This window comes from Nocardia sp. IBHARD005, assembly GCF_052814245.1.
Genome location: NZ_CP199935.1, coordinates 438477 through 464482, shown reverse-complemented (window position 1 = coordinate 464482; position 26006 = coordinate 438477). Strand labels below are relative to the sequence as shown.

The window sequence follows — 26006 nt, the reverse complement described above, 5'->3', positions numbered from 1 at the left end:
AGTATCCGGCACGAAGGGCCTGCTGACCGGCCGAAGCGGTGGCCCAGTGCGCCTCTCGCAGGAAATACGTGCGCAGGCCGACGCGGGTGACTCGGGTACGCAATAGGGTTGGACCCGTGGGAACGTCTGCGAAGTGGGAGCGTGGCTCAGTCGTTCAGGACTGGGGCCTGGCAGTGGTGGTCGCGGTGATCCAGCTGGCCGGTAGTTCCGGTGCGAATTCGCATCAAACCGGGGTGCGGTCGCTGGACGCTCTCGCGTACCTGCTGCTACTCGCGGGACCGATCGCGCTCGGTTTCCGGCGGGTGCTGCCCGAACCGGTGCTGCTGGTGGCATTGGTCGCCGCGGTGACGTATGCGCTGCGCGACTACGGTTACGGGCCGATCTTCCTTTCACTGGTGATCGCCTTCCTGTCGGCAGCCGTCACCGGATCACGCTGGCACACATACCCGGTGGTCGCGATCGGTTACCTGACGATGGTGTGGCCGTTGCCCGCCCTGCTCGGGCAGCACTCCGACGCGTGGCAGATATTCGGGCTGCTGGCCTGGATGGGCGTGCTGGTCGCGATCGCGGAGGGGGTGCGGCAGCGGCGCGCGGTGGTGCTCGCGCGCAAGCAGCGCGCCGAGGCGGCCCAGCGCGACGAACAGGCGCAGCAGGCCAGGGCGGCATCCGAGGAGCGGTTGGCCATCGCCAGGGAACTCCACGATGTTCTCGCACACAGCCTTTCGCTGATCAATGTGCAGTCGTCGGTGGCGCTGGAGCTGTTCGATCGCAAGCCGCAGCAGGCGGCCGCGGCGCTGGCGACCATCAAGACGACGTCGAAAGAGGCGCTGGCCGAGGTGCATACGCTGCTGCACGCCATTCGCAGCGGCGCGGCGGTGGTGCCGGAGTACCCGGAACATGATGGTAACGCCGATGATTCTCCTCCTCCTCCTCCGCCGCCGCGCCCCGCACCGCGGGCTCCCGCGCCGACCCTCGACGACCTCGATACCCTGCTCGAGCGCACCCGCGCGACCGGGCTCGACGTCGACACCAAGATCATCGGTACGCCTAAGAAGCTGCCCAGCGTGATCGATGTGGCGGCGGCCAGGATCGTGCAGGAATCGCTGACCAACGTGGTGCGGCACGCGCCCGGCGCGAGCGCGCTGATCACGCTGCGGTACACACCGGAATCGGTGGACATCACCGTCGACAACACCCGGCCGACCAGCAGCGCTGTTCGAACCGGGATCGGCGGCAACGGGATCATCGGAATGCGGGAACGGGCGCACGCGCTGGGTGGAGCGCTGACAGCAGGGCCACGACCATCCGGGGGGTTCCGGGTGGCGGCCAGATTGCCCGCTCGACCTGCGACTTCGGCAACCGGCGCGCGGCCCGGCCCGGCCGATTCGCGCGCGACCTCCGGAAAGGAAGCCGGCGCATGAGCGGCCACAGCCCGGATGCAGCGCCCGAGACCCGCCGAACGGACACCACATGAGCGCCCCCGACTCCCCAGGTAGCGATCGAGCCGATCTGCCCCCGATCAGTGCGGGTCCAGCGAAGATCCGGCTCCTCGTCGCCGACGATCAAGCTTTGGTGCGCGGAGGTTTCGTCGCGCTGCTCGACGCCCAGGACGACATCGAAGTCATCGGCGAGGCCGAAAACGGTGAGCAGGCAGTCCGGATGACCCGCGCCCTGGTCCCGGATGTGGTGCTGATGGACATCCGCATGCCGATCCTCGACGGCCTCGCCGCCACCCGCATGATCGCCGACGACCCCCAGCTCGCGCCGGTCCGCGTCGTCGTGCTCACCACCTTCGAACTCGACGAATACGTCTTCGAAGCGATCCGCGCCGGCGCCGCGGGCTTCCTGGTCAAACACACCGAACCCGCCGACCTGCTACGCGCCGTCCGCGTCGTAGCCGCGGGCGACGCCCTGCTCTCCCCCGGCGTCACCCGCCGCCTGCTCGCCGAGTTCTCCACCCACGCCAAACAACCACCCCCCGCCGCCTTCGCCGAACTCACCGACCGCGAACGCGAGGTGATGACCCTGGTGGCCGAGGGCCTCACCAACGCCGAAATCGGCGCCCGCCTCTCCATGTCCCCCGCCACCGCCCGCACCCACGTGAGCCGAATCCTCACCAAACTCGCCGCCCGGGACCGCACCCAACTCGTAGTCCTCGCCTACGAATCAGGCCTGGTCCGCCCAGGTTGGCAGTAATGCCACCATTGCTATATAGGATCGACTAGAACCCGAGGTAGCCCGATGGCTGCGCTCCTTGACTCCACGCGAGTACGCCCAGGTAGACGTGTATGTGGGCATGCTTGCCGAACGGGCAACCACGCTGATTGAACCGTGGTCACGCAATCTTGGCGATGGGGTGCGCGAACTCCGCTTTCACCTTCACCCGCGAGAATTCCGAATCACCTACTGGCTTGCTCCGGGTCGTCGCATCGTGCTGCTGACTGTTTTCCGCAAGACGGGAGACCGGCGATGTAACGCGGGCCAAGGCACTTCGCAAGGTATGCGAATCGGAACATGGTTGTGCCCACACAGATTTCGACAGGAGGTAACCGATCATGACTGAGCACCCATCGATGGACGACCTGCGCCGTGAGCGGATGAGCAGTCCCGGGTTCGACGCGGGCGAGTACGCGGCCGGGCGGGCCGAGGCGATTCTGGCGATCGAACTGGCCGAAGCCATTCGCGAACGGAGGCTGGAACTCGGGCTGACGCAGACACAGCTGGCCGAACGGGCCGGGCTGCGTCAACCCGAGGTCTCACGGCTCGAATCCGAGGGCGGGACACCGACTATCGGCATGCTCGAGCGTTTGGCGCACGCCCTCGAAGTCCGGTTCGTCGCGCGATTCGAGAAGGTCGACGCGGCGTAGAGGGCTATTTGCCCTGGTCTGCTTGCTTGCGTTCGGAGGCGGAGAAGCGGGCGCGGCGGGCGGCGCCCGCGGGGGCGGCTTGGGCGCGGGTGGAGTAGGCGGACAGGGCGTCGAAGGCTCCTCGGACGCCACCTGCGACCGGGGCGTAGGTGATGGCCGAGCCGGGGTCGAAGCCGAGGTTGGAGCCTACTTCGACGGCATCCATGTTGGCGCCGAGGAAGACGAAGGTCCAGTTGTAGACATCTTGCTGCTGGGTGATGAGGGACTTCACCGCGGCGTGGGTCCATTCGCGGCTGGAGTTCTCATGGCCGTCGGTGAGGACCACGACGATCACGGTGCCGGGACGTTCGTGTTCGGGGCGCTCGGCCAGTTCGGTGCCCACGCTGGTGACGAGCTTGCCGAGCGCGTCGTAGAGCGCGGTCCCGCCGCGCGGGTGCAAGCTCGGCGCCGGCACCTGAGCCAGCGGCACATTCGCATAAACCACGTCGTAGGTGGTGTCGAACTGAGCGAGTGTGACCTCGATCTCCTTCGGCACCGTGCGTTGCTGTTCGAAATAGGCGGCCAACCCACCTTCGGTATCGGCCTTGATCGTCTGCATCGAGCCCGAACGGTCGAGCAGAACGGCGATCAGTGTGCGATCGGAATCAGTCATGTGTGCGAACACCCCCGTGTCGGTTGGATAAGCAATTCCCACGGTACGCCGCGAAATAGACCCGTCGGACCGGCGAAAAGAAGTCACCAAGGTATCGCCAAGGTGCGATTTCTACCGTCACCACGATCCGGCCACTCCGCCCGAAAGGCACCACCACCCATGGGTCCAGTCCTCGCGTTCCACCGCATCTCCGACGCCGACGCCGCACGCATCACCGAGGATGCCGAAGCGGCCTTCGAATTACTTGAGGGCCTCGACCGTGCCGGCGAACCCTCAGGCGGCATCGATAAGGCCTGGGACGCCCTGCGATTCCTGCTCGAGGCGGCCGGTGTGCGGCTGGAACTTTTCGGCGATCTCGATCCGTGGGCAGGCGACGGCGAGCCGCGTATCTGGACGACCGAATTCCCGAGTTCTCGTCCGATTCGAGTAGACCGGACAGCAATACCGCGCCCGGGTCGTACGCGTGGGGACGTACGCCGGATCGGGTCTCGCGGCCGATGTCGGCCGACCTGCGACAAGAAGTCTGCAAGAGATCTTGTCCGTGCCCATTGATAGCTTTCGCGACAACCAACAACGAAAGGGGCGAAACCGTGGGTGTTTCGATGTCCTTCCAGCTGGTCAGCGAGGATGACCTGGCTCGGGCACGAGTAGACGCGGAGTGGGGGCAGACCGGGATCTTCGAGGTCGTGCAGCCCGAAGGAAAGCCGAGTGGGTCGCTCGACAAGGTATGGCACGGGCTGAGCTACTTGTTCGAGATGGCCGGCTCCGGCGTCGATTTGGTGTACTCGGCGGAGCAGCTGGATGCCGACGGACACAGTTTCGGGTGGAATGCCGATCTGGTACGGCGCACGGCCGAACAGTTACGCATAGTCACCTTCGACCAGCTCGATGCGCAATACGACCCAGCACGGATGGACGAGGCGGGCATCTATCCACGGTGCTGGGCATCGAACCCTGATGACTGGCGCAAAGACCTCGAGCACCACTTCGACGGCATGGTGACCCTGTTCGAGTATGCCGCCGACCGGAAGTCCTGCCTCGTCCAATATCTCGGCTAGGCCGGTTCGGACGGCGAAAAACCCGCCCCCTGAGATTCAGGGGGCGGGTTTTGTCGTTGTGCTGATTACTCGCCGGAGGCGGCAGTTTCAGGGGCGGTGCCCTCTGCTGCTCCGGTGAGGACCACCTCGGGCTTGTCGTCGCCCGGGGAAGTCTTGGTCAGCTTCGTTTTGCCGGTGAAGGTGAACTTGGCGTCCTCGCCGAGACCCTCGCCGTTCCAGCCTTCGACGTCGACCACGATGGTCTGGCCCGCGCCGATCTCGCCGAAGAGGATCTTCTCCGACAGCTGGTCTTCGATCTCGCGCTGGATCGTGCGACGCAGCGGACGCGCGCCGAGAACCGGGTCGAAACCGCGCTTGGCGAGCAGGCTCTTGGCCTGATCGGTCAGCTCCATCGCCATGTCCTTGTTCTTCAGCTGCTTCGAGACGCGGGCGATCATCAGGTCGACCATCATCACGATCTGTTCGCTCGTGAGCTGGTGGAAGACGATCACGTCGTCGATGCGGTTGAGGAACTCGGGCCGGAAGTGCTTCTTCAGCTCGTCGTTGACCTTGAGCTTCATCCGCTCGTAGTTCGAGCCCTCGGCGCTGGACTGGGTGAAGCCGAGGCCGACGGCCTTCGAGATGTCGGAGGTGCCCAGGTTCGAGGTGAAGATCAGCACGGTGTTCTTGAAGTCGACCGTCCGACCCTGACCGTCGGTGAGACGGCCGTCCTCTAGCACCTGCAGGAGGGTGTTGTAGATCTCCTGGTGCGCCTTCTCGATCTCGTCGAACAGCACCACCGAGAACGGCTTGCGGCGCACCTTCTCGGTGAGCTGGCCGCCCTCCTCGTAGCCCACGTACCCGGGAGGGGCACCGAACAGACGAGAAGCGGTGAAGCGGTCGTGGAACTCGCCCATGTCGATCTGGATGAGCGCGTCGTCGTCGCCGAACAGGAAGTTCGCCAGCGACTTGGCGAGCTCGGTCTTACCGACACCCGAGGGGCCGGCGAAGATGAACGAGCCCGACGGACGCTTGGGGTCCTTCAGACCGGCGCGAGTGCGGCGGATCGCCTTGGAGACGGCCTTGACGGCATCCTCCTGGCCGATGATCCGCTTGTGGATCTCGTCTTCCATGCGGAGCAGACGGGTGGTCTCCTCCTCGGTGAGCTTGAAGACGGGGATGCCGGTCCAGTTGGCGAGCACCTCCGCGATCTGCTCGTCGTCGACCTCGGCCACGACGTCCAGATCACCGGAGCGCCACTGCTTTTCGCGCTCGGCCCGCTTGGCGACGAGCTGCTTCTCCTTGTCGCGCAGACGCGCGGCCTTCTCGAAGTCCTGCGCGTCGATAGCGCTTTCCTTCTCCCGGCGAGCATCGGCGATCTTGTCGTCGAAGTCGCGCAGGTCCGGCGGAGCGGTCATCCGGCGGATGCGCATGCGCGCGCCCGCTTCGTCGATCAGGTCGATCGCCTTGTCCGGCAGGAACCGGTCGTTGATGTAGCGGTCGGCCAGGGTGGCAGCGGCGACGAGAGCGCCATCGGTGATGGAGACCCGGTGGTGCGCCTCGTAGCGGTCGCGCAGACCCTTGAGGATGTTGATGGTGTGTTCGACGGTCGGCTCGCCCACCTGCACCGGCTGGAAACGGCGTTCCAGGGCGGCGTCCTTCTCGATGTACTTGCGGTACTCGTCGAGGGTGGTGGCACCGATGGTCTGCAGCTCGCCACGGGCCAGCTTCGGCTTCAGGATCGAGGCCGCGTCGATAGCGCCTTCGGCAGCACCCGCGCCGACGAGCGTGTGCAGCTCGTCGATGAACAGGATGATGTCGCCGCGGGTGTTGATCTCCTTGAGCACCTTCTTGAGGCGCTCTTCGAAGTCACCGCGGTAGCGGCTGCCCGCGACCAGGGAGCCCAGGTCGAGGGTGTAGAGCTGCTTGTCCTTGAGGGTCTCGGGGACCTCGCCGTTGACGATGGCCTGTGCGAGGCCCTCGACGACCGCGGTCTTACCGACACCGGGCTCGCCGATCAGCACCGGGTTGTTCTTGGTGCGGCGCGAGAGCACCTGCATCACGCGCTCGATTTCCTTCGAGCGCCCGATGACGGGGTCGAGCTTGCCCTCCAGGGCCGCCTGAGTGAGGTTGCGGCCGAACTGGTCGAGCACCAGCGAGGTGGACGGAGTACCCGCCTCGCCGCGCGGACCGGCGCCCTCGACGGGCTCCTTGCCCTGGTACCCGGACAGCAGCTGGATGACCTGCTGACGGACACGGTTGAGGTCGGCACCCAGCTTGACCAGCACCTGGGCCGCGACGCCCTCGCCCTCGCGGATGAGGCCGAGCAGGATGTGCTCGGTACCGATGTAGTTGTGGCCGAGCTGCAGCGCCTCGCGCAGGCTCAGCTCCAGCACCTTCTTGGCACGCGGGGTGAAGGGGATGTGGCCGGACGGCGCCTGCTGGCCCTGCCCGATGATCTCCTCGACCTGGCTACGCACACCCTCCAGCGAGATGCCAAGGGACTCCAGCGACTTCGCCGCCACGCCCTCGCCCTCGTGGATCAACCCAAGCAGGATGTGCTCGGTGCCGATGTAGTTGTGGTTGAGCATCCGGGCCTCTTCTTGGGCCAGGACAACGACACGCCTCGCGCGGTCGGTGAACCTCTCGAACATCGCTCCCTCACTCTCCTGCTCCGACATTCTGGCAACAGACGCCGCAGTATGCTCGATACAACCTAGGGCGTCGGACCGACAACTTTCGCCGTCAGCCTGCCATGAAGCCCGGGGGTTGCGGCCCCCGCCATCCACTCTAGTTGGCAGGGGATTCCGCCGCCGCCGGTCCACCCTATTGAAGACCGGCGACAACATGGTCATTCACTCACAACGCGCACGTCGCGGCATTCGTTTCCGGTTCAGTTTTGCCTACAGCGAAATCGCGCCGGGGCGGGTTATCCGGTGAAGGGTGGGACGAATTCACAGGGCACCGCGGCCTGTCTGGCGGGGTCGAGGGCATTGAGGACGTGACCGGCCGCGCGTGGGCTGCCCGCGATGGCCAGGTGTTCGGAGTAGTCCTGCGCGCAACCGTCCTGCACGACGATCGAGGTGGCGTTCGGGCCGGGGACCAGGCCTGATGTGTGCGGTACGACCAGCTCGTCGATGGCGGAGACGATATTGGTGTAGGTGACCCTGGGGTCGTACACGCCGTCGGCGTTGAGCGCGTTCATGAAGGGCGTGCCGGTGAGCATCTGCCCGCAGGCCTGACACAGCGACGACGTGACCGCGTCGAACGCGGGACCGGCGCCGAGTGCCCGGCTGAAGTAGGCGATATCGCCCGCCCCGAACGCGTTGGTGCCGAGCCAGGGCGGCGCGATCCCGACGAGCTTGCCGACCTTGTCCGCGCCGCCGAGCCGCTTGATGTAGTAGTTGCCGACGATATTGCCCTGCGAATGGGCGATCAGGTCGACGCGCTCGGCGCCGGTGCGGGCCAGCACGCCGTCGACGAAGGCCGCGACCTCCGCCGCGCTCTGCTCGATGGGACGCATGCCGCCGATCGCCGAGAGCGGCCAGGGAAGGCCGTGGGCGCCGTAGGTGAGGGAGAAGACGCAATAACCCTCGTTGGCCAGCAGCGGGGCGTATACACCCCAGTTCGTCTGCCCTCCGCCGCCGGTGCCGTGCAGCAGGACCACCGGGTCGGGATGTTCGGGCGACGGGACGCAGGCCGGGTCGTTCGAGCCGGGTAGCGAGCCGCCCGGGTTGGTGAGCTCCGGGGGAATGCCGGCGAAGAAGTTGTAGTCGACCGGGAGGGACTGGGCCGACGCGGTGGCGGGCAGACAGGCGAACAGGGCCGCGGCCAGCACCAGGAGCGAACTACGTCGCATGAACGACTCCTCACTAGAACGTGTTCCACTTATCATGGAACACGTTCTAGTGATTGCGTGGCACTACCGGCCGGAAACCATCGACGCGGTGGCCGCCGTGGTCGTGGTCGACTTGCCCTCCTGCACGCCCGCGGCGAACAGCGCGCCGCACAGCACCAGGAACGCGGCGGCGTGCACCACCGCGCGGACGATGTTCCAGCGAACCCAGGCCGCCTCGAAATCCGCACGTACAGCGGCGGTATCGGCGATCGACGCGGGATCACCCGCCGCGACGAGCGCGTCGTTCAGCGGCACGTTCAGCCCCACGGTGACGGCGAACGCGATCACGTTGAGCGCCAACGCGATTCCGATCCAGATCAGCGTCGAGCGCTGGTCCTTACCGAGGTGCACCACAGCCGCCAACGCTGTGAAACCGACCGTGCCCATGAAGCCGAACATGAACCAGGGGTTGATGATCACGACATTGATCTTCTGCATGACATCGATCAGCGTGCGGTCGTCGGCGCGGGCCAGCGCGGGCATCACCGAGATCGCGTACGCGTAGAACACCCCGGCGATGAGTCCGGTACTGAGCAGGGCAAGCACCATGGTGGCCATCCGAACTGCGAACATGCGATGTCTCCTGACTCGTGGTCCGGAGCTTCGATCCCGCGCTCCGGTGATACGAGTAAGTCAACCGCCCAGCGCCCGTCCGCGAACATAGTTCAGGCGCTCACCGACCTACGTGAAGGTCTACATCCGGAAGTCTCGGCTTTACCCGTTCTCGGCCGCCTCGATCTGGACTGACCGGAGGGCGCGACGAAGGAGTGCCCGCAGGGAGGGAAGATCGAGGCCGACAGGCCGAGAACACGCGGCGCCCGCGCCGCAGATATCAGAGCTCGTGGTCGGAGATCAGGCCGCTCTGCATGGCCAGTGCGGCCAGCCGGGTGCGTTTCTGGTTCTGCGGCAGATTCTCCACCCCGAACTTCGCGAACAAGGCGCGCAGATGGGTTTTGATCGCGTCGATGGAGAGGAACAATTCCTCGGCGATCTGCTGATTCGACGCGGGCGTCGCGAATCCGGTGCCGTGTTTGTACGGACGGCACAGCGCGACCAGCACCGCGCGCTGAGTCTCGGTCAGTGAGCGCATCGTCGGGATGGACCCGGACGCGGTATGCGTGGCGTCGTCCACCACACCGCCGAAATCGAAGAAATGCACGAGCGTGGTCCCGACCCGAATCCGGTCGCCAGGGCTCAGCCTGCGCCGCCCGACCAGCCGCTCACCGTTGACGAAGGTGCCGTTACGGGAAAGTCCGTCATCGATGATGGTCCAGTGCGCACCGAGATGTTCGACCGCCGCGTGCAGACGCGAAACCTCGGCGTCCCACGCGAGCACGAGGTCGGCCTGCACATTGCGCCCGATGGTGACGCGCTGCTGCCCAGCCTCCAAGGCCAATTCATGCTGCTTACCGGTGTCGTCGGTATACCGCAAAAATGAGCTCACGTCGCGACACCGTCGGATACTCGAAACACCTTGCGCACGGCCATCAGTCTACGTCCCGAGCCCCCACTCCCGGCACAACCCCGACCCCTTGTTCCCCCACAAACTCGTTCCCCCACCAACGCAACCCCGCACGCCCCGACCTCGAGGAGGGGCAGGCAGGCGCAGCCTGCCGTTCGCGGCCGTCCCGTCGTTGAGGCGCCGTTGCGCAGGCGACGAAGGAGCAAGCAACGGTGCCTCAACGACGGGACCGGCGGGGCCGCGAACACGCGGCGCCCGCGCCGCCAAAAACTCAGCTCTTGCCGACTTCTTTGTTGTACGCCTCGGTGATTTCCGCCGAGATACGACCGCGGGCCGAGACCTTGTGGCCCTTACGGCGAGCCCATTCGCGAATTGCGGCGCTCTGTTCACGGTCCATGGAAACGCGGCTCTTGCCCTGCGGCGCCGGTGCACCGGCAGCCTTCACCCGGCGACGGCCACTCACACGGCGGGCGTTGGCGACCCACTCGTCCAGGCCTTCACGCAGGCGCGCCGCATTTGCGTCCGACAGATCGATCTCGTACGACACCCCATCGATAGCGAACTCGATGGTCTCGTCCGCGATGGACTCACCGTCGACATCGTCGATCAGGCTAACGGTGACCTTCTTTGCCATGAGATGAACGTCCTCTCGAAATCGTCAAGCCTGCCTCCAGGCCGAATACCCGAAGCAAGAATACCCCGAAATGCTAAATTTCCAACACGGGGTCTTCGCCCCATGAATTCACTGGTCAGCGACTAGTGGGTCGCACAATCGGGAACAGGATCGTTTCCCGGATTCCCGAACCCGTGAGTGCCATCAACAAGCGATCGATTCCCATACCGGTTCCGGTGGTCGGCGGCATGCCGTGTTCCATCGCGGTGAGGAAGTCTTCATCGAGCACCATGGCCTCGTCATCGCCTGCCGCGGCCAGCCTCGCCTGGTCGACGAAGCGTTCCCGCTGGATCACCGGGTCTACCAGTTCCGAATAGCCCGTTGCCAACTCGAAGCCGCGAACATAGAGGTCCCACTTCTCGGTGACACCGGACTTGCTGCGATGCTGACGGGTCAGCGGTGAAGTCTCGACCGGGAAGTCGCGAACGAAAGTCGGCGCGTAGAGCTTGTCGCCATACGCGTGCTCCCATAGTTCTTCGACCAGTTTCCCGTGGCCATAGCCCTTGCCGGAAGGAATTTCCAGACCCACCCGATCGGCGAGTGCGAGCAATTCCTCGACCGTGGTTTCCGGAGTGACCTCGACACCGATCGACTCCGACAGCGACGGATACATCTCGACGGTCGTCCACTCGCCACCGAGATCATATTCAGTGCCGTCGGCAAGTGTCACAAGGAGGGTGCCGAATGCCTCTTGCGCGACTTCCTGGATCAATTCCCGGGTCATCGTCGCCGAGTCGTCATAGGTGCCGTAGGCCTCGTAGGTTTCCAGCATCGCGAACTCGGGCGAATGGGTCGAGTCCGCGCCTTCGTTGCGGAAGTTCCGGTTGATCTCGAAGACCTTCTCCAGGCCGCCGACCACGCAACGCTTGAGGAACAGCTCCGGCGCGATACGCAGGAAAAGGTCCATGTCCAGCGCATTGGAATGGGTCACGAACGGGCGCGCGGCGGCGCCGCCGTGGATGGTCTGCAGCATCGGGGTCTCGACCTCGAGGAAACCACGGCGCTCGAGCGCGTTGCGCAGCGCACGGACCACATTCACGCGGGTACGGGCCATTTCCCTGGCCTCCGGACGCACGATCAGGTCGACATAGCGCGCACGGACGCGCGACTCCTCGTTCATCTCCTTGTGCGCCACCGGCAGCGGGCGAAGCGACTTGGCCGCCATCGACCAGGAATCGGCCATCACGCTCAATTCGCCGGTGCGCGAGGAGATGACCTCGCCCTGCACGAACACGAAGTCACCGAGGTCGACATCGGCCTTCCAGGCCGCCAGCGCGTCGGCACCGACACCGTTGAGGCTGATCATCGCCTGCAGCTTGGTGCCGTCGCCTTCCTGCAGCGTGGCAAAGCACAGCTTGCCGGTATTACGAACGAAAATGACGCGTCCCGCGATACCGGCCTGCAGACCGGTCTGGGTGTCGGCTTCCAGATCCGGGTAGGCGGCACGGATTTCGGCCAGCGTGTGGGTGCGCGGCACCACCACCGGATAGGCCTCACCACCCGCGGTGAGCAGCCGTTCGCGCTTGTCCCGGCGAATCCGCATCTGCTCGGGAACATCGATGTCCACAGCGGAAGTGGCGGCGCGGCCAGGTGCGGCGGGGTTAGGAGTGCTCACGTCCGACAACATTAGCGGTCCCCAAAATTGGATTTGCCCCCGCTCCCCCGCCTCCCCGCGAATTCAGCGGGCCGTCCGGAAGTTCGCCAGTCAGCTCTCGGCCTCACGTCATGCGGGTGCAACTCGGAGGTGGCAGGGGAGTTACCCATGTCCTCACGAAATCAGTGAGGCACTTCACAATTCGTGCACTGTGCTTACAGCGAAGCCAGCGCATCCAACTCACGGGCGAAATGCGGGACGCCGATGCCGACCGTCAACAACCCCGCCGACTTCAACGCCTGGTACCCGCCGATCACATCGCTGGCCCGGTGCAACCCCAACTCCTGCAAGGCGGCCGCGGCCAAACTCGACGTGTACCCCTCCGAGCAGAAAACGATCCACTCCACATCATGATCAACGGCGAGGGACAACCGTGCCGACGAGGTCGGATCCAGCCGCCATTCCAGGACATTCCGCTCGATCACCAGCGCGCCGGGGAGCGAGCCTTCGCGCACCCGCTGGGCGGCGGGCCGGATGTCGACCAGAATCGCGCCACGCTCCAGCGCCGCGGCCACGTCGTACACATACACCCGATCCAATCGCGCGCGAGCGTTCTCGAGCATCTGATCAATCGACAAACGGCTCATCACAGATCACCTTCGGGCTGGTCGGTGAGGACGGTTTTGGTTCGGCGCAACGTGCCGTGGCCGGTCACTTCGTAATACGACATCGCCGACAACGGCGGGGAATAGGCGTGCACGCTCAAGGTGGGATCCAGCGGGCCGACGGATTCGGCGGCGGCGGGCGCGCGCACCACGTCGTGCACCCAGCCGATCGGGAACGATGCCTGATCACCCGCGGCGAGCGTGCGCCTGCGTAACTCCGAACCATTCCAGCGGTATTCCGAGAGGGCACCGCTGAGCACGGTCAGCGCGCCGAGCGAGCCGGCGTGATCGTGCAAATCGGTGAATTTGCCCGGCGTCCAGCTGATCAGCCAGACATCGACCTCGTCGTCGTGGGAAAGACGGGCCGCCCAGCGTTGGTCGGCAGGCCAGATGCCGTCGGCGGGCAGGAGGTGGTCGTAGCGGCCGGAGAGCACGTCTTCGGCGCCTTCGTCGGTGAGTCGCAGCAGGTCAGCGGGACGCAACCGGGTCGGCAATGCCGAGGCGATCGCCCGGTCGAGCGGGGGCGTCGCGGAGTATTCGTCACGTGCGGACGGAAGGGAAAGGACAGAAGAACGCATGAGCGCATCTCCAGGAGGTGAGAATCGGTCGAGGGAAAACGTCAGCCTCGAACGGTCGAGGCAGATTAGCCTCGACAACACTCCTGGGTGCTCACACGGAAGATCACGAGCGATAGTTTAGCAGACACTACTTTTTGTTGCGCTCGTAGACATGGCGCAGACCGGTCAGCGTGAGGTGCGGCACGTGCTGGTCGATCGTTTCCGACTCCGGCACGATCAGCGGCGCGCCCGCCCCCGTGGCCACGACGGTGACATCGGTGCCGGCGAACGCGTCGAATTCGTCGCGGATGCGGTCGACCAGGCCGTCGACCAGCCCGGCGAAGCCGAAAATCGCGCCGGATTGAATGCACTCCATGCTGTTCTTGCCCACCACCGAACGCGGCCGCGCCAGCTCGACGCGGCGCATCGCACTGCGTTCCACCAGCGCCTCGGCCGAGATCTCCACACCGGGCGCGATCACGCCGCCGAGGAATTCCCCCTTGGCCGAAACCAGGTCGACGCAGATCGCGGTGCCGAAATCGACGACGATCGCGGGCCCGCCGAAACTACGGAAGGCGGCCAGGCAGTTGACGATGCGGTCGGCGCCGACTTCCTTCGGATTGTCGACCAGCAGCGGAATGCCTGTTCGCACCCCGGGTTCCACCAGCACGTGCGGTACATGCGACCAGTACCGCGCGAGCATGGCGCGCAGTTCGCGCAGCACCGGAGGCACGGTCGACAGCGCCGAGACGCCGGCGATCTGGTCGAGGTCGTCGCCGACCAGGCCGCGCACCTGCATCGCGAACTCGTCGGCGGTGATCAGCGGATTGGTGTGAATCCGCCAGTGCCGCACCAGTTTCGCGTGTTCACCGCTACCGGAGAACAGGCCGAGCTCGATCCCGGTGTTGCGGACGTCGATCGTCAGCAGCATTGCTCCAGCCCCCCGCCGCGCTCAGGCGAACGACAGGGAACGTGGTGAGGTGAGGCCGGAGCCCTCCGGCGCGTGCGCGGGGTCGCTGCCCAGCTCCACCGGACGGTTGCGGTCGTCGACGAAGACCACCTTGGGGTCGTAGTCGCGGACCTCGGCCTCGTCCATCTGGCCGTAGGCGATGAGGATGACCAGGTCACCGGGGTGCACCAGGTGGGCGGCGGCACCGTTGATGCCGATCACGCCCGAACCGCGCTCGCCCGCGATCACGTAGGTCTCGAGGCGGGCGCCGTTGTCGATGTCGACAATGCAGACCTGCTCACCCTCGAGCAGATCGGCGGCGTCGAGCAGGTCCTGGTCGACGGTCACCGAGCCGACATAGTGCAGGTCGGCATGGGTCACGGTGGCCCGGTGGATCTTCGACTTCATCATGGTGCGCAACATCGTCGTCGCCTTTCAGTGCGCCTGCGAGGCAGGTAGGGAGTTCGCGTCGGGGTGCCCATCGATCTGGGCGCCGAGTACAACGGGAGCGTTGTCGATCAGGCGGGTGTCGCCGAGTGTGGCGGCGACCAGCAGGCGGGCGTTGCCCGCGGTGGGAGCCGGACCCAGGTTCGAGTCACGCAGTTCGAGGTAGTCGACAGCGAGGCCGTCGACCGCGTCGAGGACCGAGCGGGCGGTCTGGACAACCGCGTCAGGGCCGAGACCGGCGGCATGGCGGCCCGCGGCGAGTGCGGCCGACAGCGCGAGCGCCGACTCGCGCTGGGTGGCGTCGAGGAAGCGGTTGCGCGAGGAGAGCGCGAGGCCGTCGGGCTCGCGGACCGTCGGGTAGGCGACGATCGTGGCGTCCATGTTCAGGTCGCGCACCATCTGCCGGATCAAGGTGAGCTGCTGGTAGTCCTTCTCCCCGAAATACGCCTCGGAGGCGTGGGTGATGTTGAGCAGCTTGGCGACAACGGTGAGCATGCCCGCGAAGTGCGTCGGCCTGCTGCCACCTTCGAGCTCGGCACCGAGCGGGCCGGGCTGGACCGTGGTGCGCATGCCGTCCGGGTACATGTCGGAGACGGTCGGCGCGAAGACCAGGTCGACGCCCTCGGTGCGGAGCAGTTCGAGGTCGGCGTCGAGGGTGCGCGGATAGGCGTCGAGGTCTTCGTTCGCGCCGAACTGCAGCGGGTTGACGAAGATCGAGACGATCACGACCTGGTTGGCGAGCTTGGCCTGGCGGATGAGCGCCAGATGACCCTCGTGCAGCGCGCCCATGGTCGGCACGAAACCGACCGTGCGCCCGGCGCCGCGCAGTGCCTTGGCGACGGTGTCGAGCACCTCGGGGTTGTGGTGCACGGTCAGGACGCCCGCCTTGAAGGCGCCGGTGGCGCGCGCGCCGCCCTGGTGGTGATGCACTTCTCGGGGTTCCATCAGTGGCCTTCCTTGGCGAGGAGCTCCAGCAGTGCCGGATCGGTGTGTGCGAGTTCGGCGGTGCGCAGCGAGTTGGCGCGGTAGGCCTCGGCCAGGCGGTCGTCGACCTGCCCGAGCGCGGCGAGGTGGGCGGCGACGGCGTCGACATCGCCGCGGGCGACCGGGCCGGTCAGCGCGGCCTGGCCGCGGCGCAGCGCGTTGTCGAGTGCGGCCGAGGCGAGGGGGGCGAGCAGACGTTCGGGCAGGCCGCCGGGCTGATCGTCGACCAGCGGCTGGCCGAGCAGGCCGGGGCCGGAGAGGGATTCGCGCAGGGCCGCAACAGCGTCGACGATGACCGTGACCAGGTGATTGCTGCCGTGGGCGAGAGCGGCGTGATAGAGCGAACGCTGGTCTTCCTCGACGCGAACCGGTTCGCCGCCCATCTCGATCACCAGTGCCTGCGCGATGGCGTAACCGACCTCGTCGGCGGCGGTGACGCCGAAGCAGGCGTTGGCGAGGCGGGCGATGTCTTCGTCGTGGCCGGTGAAGGTCATGGCGGGGTGGATCGCGAGGCCGAGCGCGCCCTGTTTCGTCAGCGGCTCGAGAATCGCGACGCCGTTCGCGCCGGAGGTGTGCACAACGATGGTGCCGGGGCGGACCACGTTCGCACCGGCGAGGCCGCGGACCAAACCCGCCAGTTCGGCGTCGGGAACCGCGAGCAGGAGTAGTTCACTGCGCTGGGCGATCTGCTCGATCGGCAGAACCTGGGCCTCGGGCAGGCGGGTACGGGCGCGATGCACCGAGGCGTCGGAGATCGCGGCGACACCGAAGACCACGTGGCCGGCTCGCTCGAGCGCTACGCCGAGTGCGGAACCCACTCGTCCCGCCGAGACGATTCCTACCGTCAGTCGTGCGGGCGCTGGGTCAACACTCGAATTCGCGCCATCAGGGTTGACACTTCTCGAGGTCAACGTTGTCCTCTCGATTGCGTTCCAGTCCCGCGGTGCGGGTACCAGACGTTCCGAGTCGAGGATAGAGGGGTTTGTGGGCGAGGCGCCATCACCCCCCACCGTGATCTAGCTCGCTGTCCCGCCTCTCCGCGTCTTCAGGCCAGATCTAGGTGGTGTGAACTGTCGCGTTGGCGGCCGGCGGTCAGGTGGGGTGGTGCGTTTGCTCGTGCCCGGGGAGTTACCCATGTTCTTGCGAAATCAGTTGTTGCGTTCTTGCGAAATCAGGTGGTGCGTTAGCGGGTGGATTCTGATTCCAGGTTGGCCATGATGTCGGCCACCGATAGGCGGGCGGTGCCTTCGGTTTCGGCGCGGCGGCGTCGGCGGGAGGTCGTGCCGACCGGCGGGGCCTTGTCGGGGAGCGTGGCCGGGGGCCGGGTGGGCTCTGGGTCGGCCGTGGCCGCGGGTGCCGCGGTGGGTTCGGCTGTCGCGACCGGGACCGGCTCGGCGGCAGCGGGTTCGGCTGTGGCGACCGGGACCTGCGCGGCGGAGGGGTCGGCGGGAGCGGGGGACGACGACTCGCCGTTGGGGGTGGGCTCGGTCGGGAGGGTTTCCATTACCTGGCGGGTGTTCGGCGAGGACAGGCGAGGCGGGGGTGTCTTTCCCGACGGGTTGGACGGCGCGGCGGGCTGCGCTGCGGCGGCCGCCTGCTGGGTTTCGGCGTATTCGTCGAGCTGGACGGCCGAGGTTTCGGCGGTGACCGGGTCGTCGTAGGGGTCGGCGAAATTGGCCGAAACTGGTTGCATGAAGACGGGTTTCAGTGCGCTGGGCGGTTGCTGCCACGGACCGAACCAGGCGGCCGTGGCATCCTCGGGGCTAACGTCGAAATCGTGGTCGGACTCGTCGAAGGCATTGAAGCCACCGGCGGGCAACGCGTCGATCCGCACGGCATCGGCCTGTAGCGCCAGTTGCTCGTCGGGTAGCGCGCCCTCGAAAAGGACCTGCAGATTCTGGCGCAGCAGGGTCAGCTCGGCGCGCAGCGCCGCGATTTCGGAGGAGTCGGCGCCGACTTCGGCCCGCACCCGCGCCTCGACACCCATCTCGTACTCACGGCGCGCGTTGATCTCGCGCTCGAGCTGCAACTCGTACACTGTCTGCAGATCGCGCACCTTCGCCTTGTCCACGGCCGCGTCCTTGCGGTAGCGGGTTGCCGCGAGCGCGCCGATCACCGCTGCCCACAGGGCTGCTACCAGGCCGATCCGGACGTACTGGACGTTTTCGCTGAAGATCAGGAAAACACTGGCCGTCAGACCGAGCAGGATGAGGAAACCGACGAAGAATTTTCCCGCGTCGTCCCGCCGTCGTCGGGGCGCCGTGCTGCGGGAGGGTGAAACCATGAGGGCCAGGGTAGCCGGAATCGGCTGGTCGGCCCACCAAAGTCCGCGGTGATTCCATTCGCAAGTTGCTATGTGGTAGCGGGGTCCTCGTGCGGGTCCTCGGGTGCCCGGCAGCAATACTCCAGCCACAAAGCCGCAGCAACCAGGGCTGAACCGGCCAGCAGACCGACCACCGCGCCCGGCGAATCGGTAGCAGCCGCTGCCACGGTCCCGCGCTGTGGGAAAACCCACAGCAGAAATCCCAGCCACACACCGGCAGCCAGCGAACCCACCTGCAGCGACGCCTTCGCCAGTGCCACACCCCTGGCGACGTTGATCGGATGCATCTGACCCGAGCCGTCGCCGATCTGATCATCGGCGATCTTGGCCTTGATCGCGAAACCGAGCGCCGCCTCGATCGCGGCGACCGGCAGCAGCGAGGCACCGGCGGCCACCGAGATCGACGGGAAGTTCGAATAGGCGAACCGGGTGGCGACCCAGGCGACCGCCGCGGCCATCACCACGTTCAGCGCGAGGTCGAGTACCCGGGTGGGTTTCAGCACGAGTCGGCACTTTCGTCGCGTAGCACCAGATCGGTGCGGACCACGCCGTCCTTTTCCGCCGGTTCGAGTCCGGCGAGCAGCTCCGCGATCGGGCGCGCGACCCCGTCGACGAGCAGATGCGCGGACGGTTCGACGGCCAGCCACGGGATGAGCACGAAGGCCCGGTTATGGGCCTGCGGGTGCGGCAGGATCAGGGTGGGGTCGGTGTCGCGGGCGATCGCCGTGCCGGTGTCGTCGGTGCACTGGACCACGTCCACGTCGAGGGTGCGCGCACCCCAGCGGATCTCGCGCACGCGGCGCGCCACCTGCTCGAGCTCCTGACCGAAACGCAGCCAGGCGTAATCGTCGAAAGCCGGATCCTCCGCTGTGACAACAGCATTGAGGAAATCATCTTGGTCGACGCCACCCCACGGCGCGGTCGTGTAGACCGGCGAAACCGCAACGACCCGCTCCCCCAGCGCGTCGAGCACGCTGCGCAGATGCGCGAGCCGATCGCCCAGATTCGAGCCGATCGAGAGCACCGCGCGAGTCATCGCCGCGACTCCGGGGCCACCGTGCGAAACCGGGTGGCCACCACGCGCACGTCGGTGAACGTGTGCGGGATCGGCGCCGACGGCTTGTGCACGACCACCTCCACCGCCTCGATCCGCGGGTCGGCCATCACGTCGTCGGCGATCTCGGAGACCACCGTTTCGATCAGATCGCGGGGCGGACCGGTCACGATCCGCACGGCCCGCTCGGCGAGGGCGCCGTAGTCGACGGTGTCGGCGAGATCGTCGGACGCGGCGGCCGCGGCGAAATCGACCCACACTGTCAGATCGACAATGAATTCCTGGCCGTCACGTCGCTCGAAATCGAATACACCGTGCCTGCCGAACGCGGTGAGCCCGCGCAGCTCGATCCGCGAAGAGGCGGCCCTACCAGCAGGCGGCGGCAGCAGAGGCCAGTTCATCGGATAGCTCCTCGGACGGTGACTCGGATGCCTGCGGCCGGGACGAGGTGAACCCCGTAGGCAGTCGCCTGGCCGGAACGGGCGGCAGCGGCGGTCACCGAGTGGCTCCTCGTGTGGCAGCAGCCCGCAATTCGGTGGCTCGGCGCCAGGCGTCGACGACGGCGATCGCGTCGAGCGAAGCGCGGACGTCGTGAACTCGCACGCCCCAGGCGCCGTGGGTGGCCGCGAGGGCGGACAGCGTGGCGGTGGCGGTTTCGCGGCCGTCGGGCGGGCGGGGGCCGGACTCGTCAGCCAGGAGGGCACCGAGGAAGCGTTTGCGGGAGGCGCCGATCAAGATCGGAAAACCGCCTGCCAGCAGTTCCGGGAGGGCAGCCAGAAGTTCCCAGTTGTGTTCGGCGTTCTTGGCGAAACCTAGGCCGGGGTCGAGGATCAGCCGGTCCGGGGTGACTCCCGCGGCGACAGCCAGGTCGACCTGGGCGGTGAGTTCGGCGCGGACCTCGGCGACCACGTCGCCGTAGTGGTCGGCGGGGCCGGTGTGCCGGTAGTCGGCGTCGGCCCGCCAGTGCATGAGGATCCACGGCACGCCTGCTTCGGCGACGACCTTCACCATGTTCGGGTCGGCGCGGCCGCCGGAGACGTCGTTAACCACCGAGACCCCTGCCGCCAGCGCGGCCTCGGCGACCTCGGCACGCATGGTGTCGACGCTGGTCGGCACACCCGCGGCGACCAGCCCGCGGATCACCGGAGCGACCCGGGCGGCCTCGGCGGCGGGATCGACCCGGTCGGCACCCGGCCTGGTGGATTCACCACCCACATCGACGATATCGGCGCCCGCCTCGTACAGCTCGACACCGTGCGCAATCGCGAGTTCGGGATCGAGGTAGCGACCGCCGTCGGAGAAGGAATCAGCGGTCACATTGACCACGCCCATGACCACACACGAACGGCGGTCACGGGCGGTCACCAGTGGCTCGCTCATTTGCGCAGGATCAGGTCCAGCGCCTCGGATCGCGAGGCGGCATCGGTCTGCAGCTGGCCGCGCACGGCCGAGGTGGTGGTGCTCGCGCCGGGCTTGCGGATTCCCCTCATGGCCATGCACAGGTGCTCGGCCTCGACCACCACAATCGCGCCGCGCGGATCCAGCCTGCGCATCACCGCGTCGGCGATCTGGCTGGTCAGCCGCTCCTGTACCTGCGGACGCTTGGCGTAGAGATCGACGACGCGGGCCAGCTTGGACAGCCCCGTCACCCGGCCGTGCGCGCCGGGGATGTAGCCGACGTGCGCGACGCCGTGGAACGAGACCAGGTGGTGCTCGCAGGTGGAGAACATCGGGATGTCACGGACCAGCACGAGTTCCTGGTGACCCTCGTCGAACGTGGTCGCCAGCACCGCGTCGGGCTCGGTGTAGAGCCCGGCGAACATCTCCCGGTAAGCACGCGCCACGCGCGCGGGCGTGTCGCGCAGACCGGGGCGGTCCGGGTCCTCGCCGACGGCGAGCAGCAGCTCACGCACCGCGTTCTCGGCGCGCACCTGATCGAACGGCCTACCGGTCGCCAGCGCCGTCAGCACCGACGGACTGGTCGCACCCAGCTCACCTGCCGGATCGAGATCCTGCTTGTTGGCCGACAACTTCTCCGCACCTCCGTGATATTTGCGGCTGGCGCCGCGGGTTCTCGGCCCTGTTCCCCGCCTCTTCCCTCCCTCCGGGCACTCCTTCGTCGCACCCTCCGCTCAGTCCAGAGGCGGGCGGGTGCGAGAACCAGAGCCGAAAGCCGGCGACCACCCGACATTCGACGGCGAGCGTAATCCGAGAACCAGTGCCGAACGCCGGTACTTGTCCGGCGTTAGACGTTCGAGCGTAGTTGGCCACCGGTCAGCGGCGGCCGTTCGGCCCTTCCCAGTCTTTGTTGTCCTGATCGGCGTCACGCACGGGCGGCTGTGGCTGGGCACCCCACGGCTGGAAGCCGTCGCTGGCGTGCCGCGGCTGCTGCTGCTCGGGCCGACCCCAGGCACTGCCCTGGTCCTGTGGCGGTTGCGGCTGCTGCTGCGGGGGCTGCTGCTGCGGGGGCTGCTGCTGCGGTACCTGCTGCTGCTCCTCGCGTGGCGGCCAACCGGGAGCCGACCATCCGGCCGGTGCGCCGTAGTCGGGCCGCGAACCGTGCGTCCCCGACTGCCGGGGGAACGCCTGGGTCGGCGCGGCGGGCAGCGGGTAACCGGCCGCGGGCGGTGCGGGCTGGCCATAAGGCTGGCCGGGGAAGCCGTTGGGCTCGACCGGCGGCACCCCGTTGGGCACCGGCACCGGCACCGGCGCTGGCTGCACCGGCGGCCACGGCTCGCCGCGCTCCACGGCCAGCTCGCCCGGCGTCTTCACCGGCGGCTTGTCCGACGGATGCCGGTCACCGAAATCGTTGAACGCGGTGATCCGCGGACGCTTCTCGACACCGGCCAGGATCGTCTCGAGATCCTTGCGGTGCAGCGTCTCGCGCTCGAGCAGCGCGGTGGCCAGCGAGTCGAGCTGCTCGCGGTATTCGCTCAGGATCGACCATGCCTCGGTGTGCGCGGCCTCGATGAGGTTGCGCACCTCCTCGTCGATCTCGCGGGCGACCTCGTGCGAGTAGTCCGACTGCACGCCCATCGAGCGGCCGAGGAACGGGTCGCCCTGCTCCTGGCCGTAGCGCACGGCGCCGAGACGGGCACTCATGCCGTACTCGGTGACCATGCCGCGGGCGATCTTGGTGGCCTGGTCGATATCGGAGGACGCGCCGGTGGTCGGCTCGTGGAACACCAGTTCCTCGGCGGCGCGGCCACCCATCGCGAAGACCAGCCGGGAGATCATCTCCGAGCGGGTCATCAGGCCCTTGTCGTCCTCGGGCACCGTCATGGCGTGACCGCCGGTGCGGCCGCGGGCCAGGATGGTGACCTTGTAGACGGGCTCGATATCGGGCATCGCCCAGGCCGCCAGGGTGTGGCCGCCCTCGTGGTAGGCGGTGATCTTCTTCTCGTGCTCGCTGATGATGCGGCTCTTGCGGCGCGGACCACCGATGACGCGGTCGACCGACTCCTCGAGCGATTCGCCGGTGATGACCGAACCGTTCTCGCGGGCGGTGAGCAGCGCGGCCTCGTTGATGACGTTGGCCAGATCGGCGCCGGACATGCCGACGGTGCGCTTGGCCAGGCCCTCGAGGTCGGCTTCCTGCGAGATCGGCTTACCCGCCGAGTGCACCCGCAGGATCGCGCGACGACCGGCCAGGTCGGGATTGCCGACCGGGATCTGCCGGTCGAAACGGCCAGGACGCAGCAGCGCGGGGTCGAGGATGTCGGGCCGGTTGGTGGCCGCGATCAGGATGATGTTGGAGCGATCGCCGAAGCCGTCCATCTCGACCAGGAGCTGGTTGAGGGTCTGCTCGCGCTCGTCGTGACCGCCGCCGAGGCCGGCACCGCGCTGGCGGCCGACCGCGTCGATCTCGTCGACGAAGATGATGCACGGGCTGTTCTGCTTGGCCTGCTCGAACAGGTCGCGCACGCGGGAGGCGCCGACACCGACGAACATCTCGACGAAGTCCGAACCGGAGATGGTGAAGAACGGCACCCCGGCCTCACCCGCGACCGCGCGGGCCAGCAGCGTCTTACCGGTTCCGGGCGGCCCGTAGAGCAGCACGCCCTTGGGGATCTTCGCGCCGAGCGCCTGGTAACGAGCCGGATTCTGGAGGAAGTCCTTGATCTCGTAGAGCTCTTCGACGGCCTCGTCGGCACCGGCCACGTCCTGGAACGTGGTCTTCGGCATGTCCTTGGTCAGCAGCTTGGCTTTGGACTTACCGAAGCCCATCATGCCGCCGCGACCACCACCCTGCATGCGCGACATCACGAAGATGAACAGGCCGACCAACAGCACCATCGGCACGATGAACAGCAGCAGCTGCGAAAGCCAGCTCTCCTGCTTGACCACGGTGTCGTACGGCGCACCGGACTTCTGCACGGCGGCAAGGATCTGCGCGGAGGTCTCCCCACCACTGGGGTATTTGGCGACGATCTTGGCGTTGTTGCTCGTGGCTTCGTTGCCGTTGTTCAGTTCGATGCGGAGCTGCTGCTCCTTGTCATCGATCTGCACGTTCTTGACGTTCGCTTTGTCTTCGAGCTGGGTCAGCGCAACGGAAGTGTCGACACTCTCCCAGCCGCGCGTGTCATCGCTGAGAAAGCTGAACAGCCAGATCATGAGCATGATGCCCGAGATGATCGCCAAAGTGCGAAACACTGTCTTGCGGTTCATAGAGCGTCGGCCGGACGGCCCAGTCCTTTCCGGTTATTTCTCCGGGTGTGCCTAGCGAAGCGTCGAGATCGGCGGGTTTCGGATGCGGACATGCCACGTTACCGCGTACGGTCTAGTTCGATACATCGCGCAGTTCGGCTGCTGGTGCAGTTGCACTGGTAAACGGCCGAAGAACGCAAGAGGTTCCCGAACGCTCCGACCGGGTTGTGGCAAGTGGCCACAATCATGTCATGCCCGCCTTATCGTGGGCGACGACACAACTACAGCGCAGGGGGTATAGACATCGTCGAGCTACGAACACCCACAGCGATTCTGCGCCACGGCGGTGGACGGCTCGTCGTCCTCCGGCCGGGTACCGACGGCGAACGTGTTCTCGACGTTCCCATTGCCGACCTGCTCAAGGTGCGCCTCAATCGGCGCGCCGACGAAGCGGTGGTGATCGAGATCTATCTGCGTTATCCCACGGCGGTCCTCACCGGTGTTCCCGCCGACCGCACTCCCCTCCCGGTGCTCATCGCCGAGCACGACGTGCCCGCCGCCCTCGGCATCGTCGACCGGATCAACGACCAGATCATGGCGACCAAGCGCATCGACGTGGCCGCGCCGGATCTCACCCCGCCCGCTCCCGAGTGGAGCAAGTCGGGTCCCACCCGCGCCGATGTCGAGCGCGCCGTGCGCCGGATGGCGCCGCGCAAAGACGCCCGATCGGCCGTCACCGCGCTGAACCGGTATGTCACCCCCGATGAATACGTCTTGGAAACCGCCATCGCCGTGGCCACCCCGCCCGCGGGATCGGGCACCGGCCTGCTCGCGGCGACCACCTCCCGGGTGCTGTTCATCTCCATCGGCAGCGGCGAGCGCTATGCCTTCGAATTGGCGGTGGCCGCGATTCTCGGCGCCCGCACCGTCGAGGGCGCGCGCTCGGCGCCGGGCGAGGTCGATACGCGCCACGGTGGATCGGGCATCGACATCAACGACGGCAATCGCACCCTGCATTTCGCGGGCGTGGATCGCGCCGATACCGAGCGTGTCACCTGCGCGGTGAACTTCGCCGTCCGCAGGCAGGCCGCCGACGGTGCCGCCGGACCCGCCGACCCGGGTGTCAACCAGCTCTACGCGGAGTGGGAATTACTGGTCGAGCGGCATTCACTCGGCATGGTCGACGACACGCAATTCCAGCGCTACGGCCGCGGGATTCTGCGCAGCCTGTAATCACCGGCGGCCGAACCGAATACTCAATTCGGTTCGGCCGCTTCGGTTTCCGCCTTCTGCTCCGGCTCGTTGAGCTCGATACGGCGCCACGGGCTGGTGGGACGGGTCCACAGCCGCACCAATTCCATCCGCCGGTCCACGCCGCCGCTCTTCAATTCCGCGAGGTCCTCGGTGGCCTGCCAGTAGGTCCAGCCGGTGAGGTAGGCGTCGCCGAACTGGCGCCAGTTGCGGTAGCGGCGCTGCGCGGGGACCAGCGCGCGCATGCAGTACTCCCACGCCACGTCGGCGTCGATGTAACCCGCGGTGAACGCCATGCGGGCCACCGCCACGACGCGGGCCAGGTCCCAGGCGTGGATGTCGTTGGGTAGTGGGCGCGATAGGTGGTCGGTGAAGCCGATCTTGATGGCCTGGGCCCAGATGTCGTAGTCGCGGACCAGCGCCTCGGGGTTGTCCATCCCCCGAAACGAACCGACCTGACGGAGAAACGCGCGCTGCTTGTCGGCACGCTCACCGAAACGGTCACGCTCACTGGCATTGACCGAGGCCATCACCAGCGGGTGCACCAGCGAATACAGCGGTCCGTGCATGCCCTCGAGCAGCTGCTCCATCGAGGCGCGGGCTTCGGTGCCGTCGGTGATGCCCCAGGCACCGGTGAGGGTGTCGATGGCGAGTTCACGGCGGTCGCCGAGCGGGTGCTCGCGTTCGGGGCCGAGCAGCATCGCGTCGTGGAAGGCGTCCCAGCGCGTGGAGTAGAAGGCACCGAGGGCGAGTGCGCGCAGTTCGTCGTCGCTCACCCCCGCGCCCGACCAGTGATCTTCTTCGCGCTCATCTAGTTCCGGGTAGGGAAAAGTGGTCAGCGCTGGTACTCCCCTGGCAGGCATGCGGCCGAGTCTAGTGCGGTGACCGCGATCACGGGCGGCCTGCGAATCTCACGTGGGTTACGAGATTTTCAGATCCGCTTATC

28 protein-coding genes are annotated in these 26006 nt (G+C 66.9%); 7 read left to right on the top strand and 21 right to left on the bottom strand.

Annotation, left to right across the window (positions count from 1 at the left end; translation table 11 throughout):
* The first annotated feature begins 116 nt into the window (after positions 1-116).
* From ACTWPB_RS02125 to ACTWPB_RS02110, 4 genes are all read left to right on the top strand, one after another.
* Positions 117-1421 carry a sensor histidine kinase gene (locus tag ACTWPB_RS02125; RefSeq protein WP_446224057.1) on the top strand — a complete coding sequence of 435 codons (1305 nt, stop codon included), beginning with the start codon at positions 117-119 and terminating at the stop codon, positions 1419-1421.
* A 49-nt stretch (positions 1422-1470) separates the two neighbouring features.
* Positions 1471-2196, top strand: a complete 726-nt coding sequence (locus tag ACTWPB_RS02120) for a response regulator (RefSeq protein ID WP_446224056.1) — start codon at positions 1471-1473, stop codon at positions 2194-2196.
* 100 nt (positions 2197-2296) lie between these two features.
* Positions 2297-2563, top strand: a complete 267-nt coding sequence (locus ACTWPB_RS02115; protein ID WP_446224055.1) for a type II toxin-antitoxin system RelE/ParE family toxin — start codon at positions 2297-2299, stop codon at positions 2561-2563.
* The gene (locus ACTWPB_RS02110; RefSeq protein WP_446224054.1) at positions 2556-2867 is read left to right on the top strand and encodes a helix-turn-helix domain-containing protein; all 312 of its coding nucleotides are present in this window, start codon (positions 2556-2558) and stop codon (positions 2865-2867) included. The genes ACTWPB_RS02115 and ACTWPB_RS02110 overlap by 8 nt, the downstream gene beginning before the upstream one ends.
* Positions 2868-2871: 4 nt before the next feature.
* Here ACTWPB_RS02110 and ACTWPB_RS02105 read toward each other — a convergent pair whose 3' ends face one another.
* A complete protein-coding gene (locus ACTWPB_RS02105) occupies positions 2872-3519 on the bottom strand; it encodes a vWA domain-containing protein (protein WP_446224053.1) in 648 nt (215 codons plus the stop codon).
* Positions 3520-3678: 159 nt separating this feature from the next.
* Between ACTWPB_RS02105 and ACTWPB_RS02100 the strand changes: the two genes are divergently transcribed.
* Together ACTWPB_RS02100 and ACTWPB_RS02095 are read left to right on the top strand one after the other, a co-directional pair.
* On the top strand, positions 3679-4071 hold the full coding sequence (locus ACTWPB_RS02100; protein WP_446224052.1) for a DUF1877 family protein: 393 nt from the start codon (positions 3679-3681) through the stop codon (positions 4069-4071).
* Between the two features lie 38 nt (positions 4072-4109).
* On the top strand, positions 4110-4577 hold the full coding sequence (locus ACTWPB_RS02095; RefSeq protein ID WP_446224051.1) for a DUF1877 family protein: 468 nt from the start codon (positions 4110-4112) through the stop codon (positions 4575-4577).
* A gap of 65 nt (positions 4578-4642) precedes the next feature.
* Here the strand turns inward: ACTWPB_RS02095 and ACTWPB_RS02090 are convergent, their stop codons facing one another.
* The 19 genes from ACTWPB_RS02090 to ftsH all read right to left on the bottom strand — a co-directional run bounded on the left by ACTWPB_RS02090 (position 4643) and on the right by ftsH (position 23830).
* Positions 4643-7210, bottom strand: coding sequence for an ATP-dependent Clp protease ATP-binding subunit (locus tag ACTWPB_RS02090; protein WP_446224050.1), 2568 nt, complete (start codon positions 7208-7210; stop codon positions 4643-4645).
* Positions 7211-7485: 275 nt separating this feature from the next.
* On the bottom strand, positions 7486-8415 hold the full coding sequence (locus ACTWPB_RS02085; RefSeq protein WP_446224049.1) for an esterase/lipase family protein: 930 nt from the start codon (positions 8413-8415) through the stop codon (positions 7486-7488).
* A gap of 63 nt (positions 8416-8478) precedes the next feature.
* Entirely contained in the window at positions 8479-9027 is a 549-nt protein-coding gene (locus ACTWPB_RS02080) for an anthrone oxygenase family protein (RefSeq protein WP_446224048.1), read from the bottom strand.
* Between the two features lie 259 nt (positions 9028-9286).
* Positions 9287-9898: an FHA domain-containing protein gene (locus tag ACTWPB_RS02075; protein WP_446224047.1), complete on the bottom strand. Its 612-nt coding sequence runs from the start codon at positions 9896-9898 to the stop codon at positions 9287-9289.
* 289 nt (positions 9899-10187) lie between these two features.
* A complete protein-coding gene (locus ACTWPB_RS02070) occupies positions 10188-10550 on the bottom strand; it encodes a histone-like nucleoid-structuring protein Lsr2 (RefSeq protein WP_067454241.1) in 363 nt (120 codons plus the stop codon).
* Positions 10551-10665: 115 nt separating this feature from the next.
* The gene (gene lysS, locus ACTWPB_RS02065) at positions 10666-12132 is read right to left on the bottom strand and encodes a lysine--tRNA ligase (protein WP_446226211.1); all 1467 of its coding nucleotides are present in this window, start codon (positions 12130-12132) and stop codon (positions 10666-10668) included.
* Positions 12133-12398: 266 nt separating this feature from the next.
* Entirely contained in the window at positions 12399-12821 is a 423-nt protein-coding gene (locus ACTWPB_RS02060) for a rhodanese-like domain-containing protein (protein WP_446226210.1), read from the bottom strand.
* Positions 12822-12829: 8 nt separating this feature from the next.
* Entirely contained in the window at positions 12830-13426 is a 597-nt protein-coding gene (locus ACTWPB_RS02055; RefSeq protein ID WP_446224046.1) for a cysteine dioxygenase, read from the bottom strand.
* A 127-nt stretch (positions 13427-13553) separates the two neighbouring features.
* Positions 13554-14336 (bottom strand): type III pantothenate kinase, encoded by a 783-nt coding sequence (locus ACTWPB_RS02050; RefSeq protein WP_446224045.1) that lies wholly within the window; start codon positions 14334-14336, stop codon positions 13554-13556.
* Between the two features lie 21 nt (positions 14337-14357).
* Positions 14358-14777 carry an aspartate 1-decarboxylase gene (panD, locus tag ACTWPB_RS02045; protein ID WP_378918468.1) on the bottom strand — a complete coding sequence of 140 codons (420 nt, stop codon included), beginning with the start codon at positions 14775-14777 and terminating at the stop codon, positions 14358-14360.
* A gap of 12 nt (positions 14778-14789) precedes the next feature.
* On the bottom strand, positions 14790-15746 hold the full coding sequence (panC, locus tag ACTWPB_RS02040; protein ID WP_446224044.1) for a pantoate--beta-alanine ligase: 957 nt from the start codon (positions 15744-15746) through the stop codon (positions 14790-14792).
* Positions 15746-16696, bottom strand: coding sequence for a Rossmann-like and DUF2520 domain-containing protein (locus tag ACTWPB_RS02035; protein ID WP_446224043.1), 951 nt, complete (start codon positions 16694-16696; stop codon positions 15746-15748). The genes panC and ACTWPB_RS02035 overlap by 1 nt, the downstream gene beginning before the upstream one ends.
* A 272-nt stretch (positions 16697-16968) precedes the next feature.
* The gene (locus tag ACTWPB_RS02030; protein WP_446224042.1) at positions 16969-18069 is read right to left on the bottom strand and encodes a DUF6779 domain-containing protein; all 1101 of its coding nucleotides are present in this window, start codon (positions 18067-18069) and stop codon (positions 16969-16971) included.
* A 68-nt stretch (positions 18070-18137) separates the two neighbouring features.
* Positions 18138-18611 (bottom strand): DUF3180 domain-containing protein, encoded by a 474-nt coding sequence (locus ACTWPB_RS02025; protein ID WP_446224041.1) that lies wholly within the window; start codon positions 18609-18611, stop codon positions 18138-18140.
* Positions 18605-19144 (bottom strand): 2-amino-4-hydroxy-6-hydroxymethyldihydropteridine diphosphokinase, encoded by a 540-nt coding sequence (folK, locus tag ACTWPB_RS02020; protein ID WP_446224040.1) that lies wholly within the window; start codon positions 19142-19144, stop codon positions 18605-18607. Before folK ends, ACTWPB_RS02025 begins: the two co-directional genes overlap by 7 nt.
* Complete coding sequence (folB, locus tag ACTWPB_RS02015; protein ID WP_446224039.1) at positions 19141-19563, bottom strand: dihydroneopterin aldolase; 423 nt, start codon at positions 19561-19563, stop codon at positions 19141-19143. The genes folK and folB overlap by 4 nt, the downstream gene beginning before the upstream one ends.
* 94 nt (positions 19564-19657) lie before the next feature.
* On the bottom strand, positions 19658-20542 hold the full coding sequence (gene folP, locus ACTWPB_RS02010; protein WP_446224038.1) for a dihydropteroate synthase: 885 nt from the start codon (positions 20540-20542) through the stop codon (positions 19658-19660).
* Positions 20539-21153 (bottom strand): GTP cyclohydrolase I FolE, encoded by a 615-nt coding sequence (folE, locus tag ACTWPB_RS02005; RefSeq protein ID WP_446226209.1) that lies wholly within the window; start codon positions 21151-21153, stop codon positions 20539-20541. The genes folP and folE overlap by 4 nt, the downstream gene beginning before the upstream one ends.
* A gap of 283 nt (positions 21154-21436) precedes the next feature.
* Positions 21437-23830, bottom strand: a complete 2394-nt coding sequence (ftsH, locus tag ACTWPB_RS02000; RefSeq protein WP_446224037.1) for an ATP-dependent zinc metalloprotease FtsH — start codon at positions 23828-23830, stop codon at positions 21437-21439.
* A 225-nt stretch (positions 23831-24055) separates the two neighbouring features.
* Here ftsH and ACTWPB_RS01995 point away from each other — a divergent pair, with 225 nt between their 5' ends.
* Positions 24056-25042: a hypothetical protein gene (locus tag ACTWPB_RS01995; RefSeq protein ID WP_446224036.1), complete on the top strand. Its 987-nt coding sequence runs from the start codon at positions 24056-24058 to the stop codon at positions 25040-25042.
* A 23-nt stretch (positions 25043-25065) separates the two neighbouring features.
* Here the strand turns inward: ACTWPB_RS01995 and ACTWPB_RS01990 are convergent, their stop codons facing one another.
* Positions 25066-25923, bottom strand: a complete 858-nt coding sequence (locus ACTWPB_RS01990) for a DUF1266 domain-containing protein (protein WP_446224035.1) — start codon at positions 25921-25923, stop codon at positions 25066-25068.
* Positions 25924-26006 lie beyond the last annotated feature (83 nt).

Coding starts and splice junctions, on each gene's coding strand:
- ACTWPB_RS02120 (WP_446224056.1), top strand. CDS start 1,471: ATGAGCGCCCCCGACTCCCCAGGTAGCGATCGAGCCGATCTGCCCCCG.
- ACTWPB_RS02115 (WP_446224055.1), top strand. CDS start 2,297: ATGCTTGCCGAACGGGCAACCACGCTGATTGAACCGTGGTCACGCAAT.
- ACTWPB_RS02110 (WP_446224054.1), top strand. CDS start 2,556: ATGACTGAGCACCCATCGATGGACGACCTGCGCCGTGAGCGGATGAGC.
- ACTWPB_RS02105 (WP_446224053.1), bottom strand. CDS start 3,519: ATGACTGATTCCGATCGCACACTGATCGCCGTTCTGCTCGACCGTTCG.
- ACTWPB_RS02100 (WP_446224052.1), top strand. CDS start 3,679: ATGGGTCCAGTCCTCGCGTTCCACCGCATCTCCGACGCCGACGCCGCA.
- ACTWPB_RS02090 (WP_446224050.1), bottom strand. CDS start 7,210: ATGTTCGAGAGGTTCACCGACCGCGCGAGGCGTGTCGTTGTCCTGGCC.
- ACTWPB_RS02085 (WP_446224049.1), bottom strand. CDS start 8,415: ATGCGACGTAGTTCGCTCCTGGTGCTGGCCGCGGCCCTGTTCGCCTGT.
- ACTWPB_RS02080 (WP_446224048.1), bottom strand. CDS start 9,027: ATGTTCGCAGTTCGGATGGCCACCATGGTGCTTGCCCTGCTCAGTACC.
- ACTWPB_RS02070 (WP_067454241.1), bottom strand. CDS start 10,550: ATGGCAAAGAAGGTCACCGTTAGCCTGATCGACGATGTCGACGGTGAG.
- lysS (WP_446226211.1), bottom strand. CDS start 12,132: ATGCGGATTCGCCGGGACAAGCGCGAACGGCTGCTCACCGCGGGTGGT.
- ACTWPB_RS02055 (WP_446224046.1), bottom strand. CDS start 13,426: ATGCGTTCTTCTGTCCTTTCCCTTCCGTCCGCACGTGACGAATACTCC.
- ACTWPB_RS02050 (WP_446224045.1), bottom strand. CDS start 14,336: ATGCTGCTGACGATCGACGTCCGCAACACCGGGATCGAGCTCGGCCTG.
- panD (WP_378918468.1), bottom strand. CDS start 14,777: ATGTTGCGCACCATGATGAAGTCGAAGATCCACCGGGCCACCGTGACC.
- panC (WP_446224044.1), bottom strand. CDS start 15,746: ATGGAACCCCGAGAAGTGCATCACCACCAGGGCGGCGCGCGCGCCACC.
- ACTWPB_RS02030 (WP_446224042.1), bottom strand. CDS start 18,069: ATGGTTTCACCCTCCCGCAGCACGGCGCCCCGACGACGGCGGGACGAC.
- folK (WP_446224040.1), bottom strand. CDS start 19,144: ATGACTCGCGCGGTGCTCTCGATCGGCTCGAATCTGGGCGATCGGCTC.
- folB (WP_446224039.1), bottom strand. CDS start 19,563: ATGAACTGGCCTCTGCTGCCGCCGCCTGCTGGTAGGGCCGCCTCTTCG.
- folP (WP_446224038.1), bottom strand. CDS start 20,542: ATGAGCGAGCCACTGGTGACCGCCCGTGACCGCCGTTCGTGTGTGGTC.
- ftsH (WP_446224037.1), bottom strand. CDS start 23,830: ATGAACCGCAAGACAGTGTTTCGCACTTTGGCGATCATCTCGGGCATC.
- ACTWPB_RS01995 (WP_446224036.1), top strand. CDS start 24,056: ATGTCATGCCCGCCTTATCGTGGGCGACGACACAACTACAGCGCAGGG.
- ACTWPB_RS01990 (WP_446224035.1), bottom strand. CDS start 25,923: ATGCCTGCCAGGGGAGTACCAGCGCTGACCACTTTTCCCTACCCGGAA.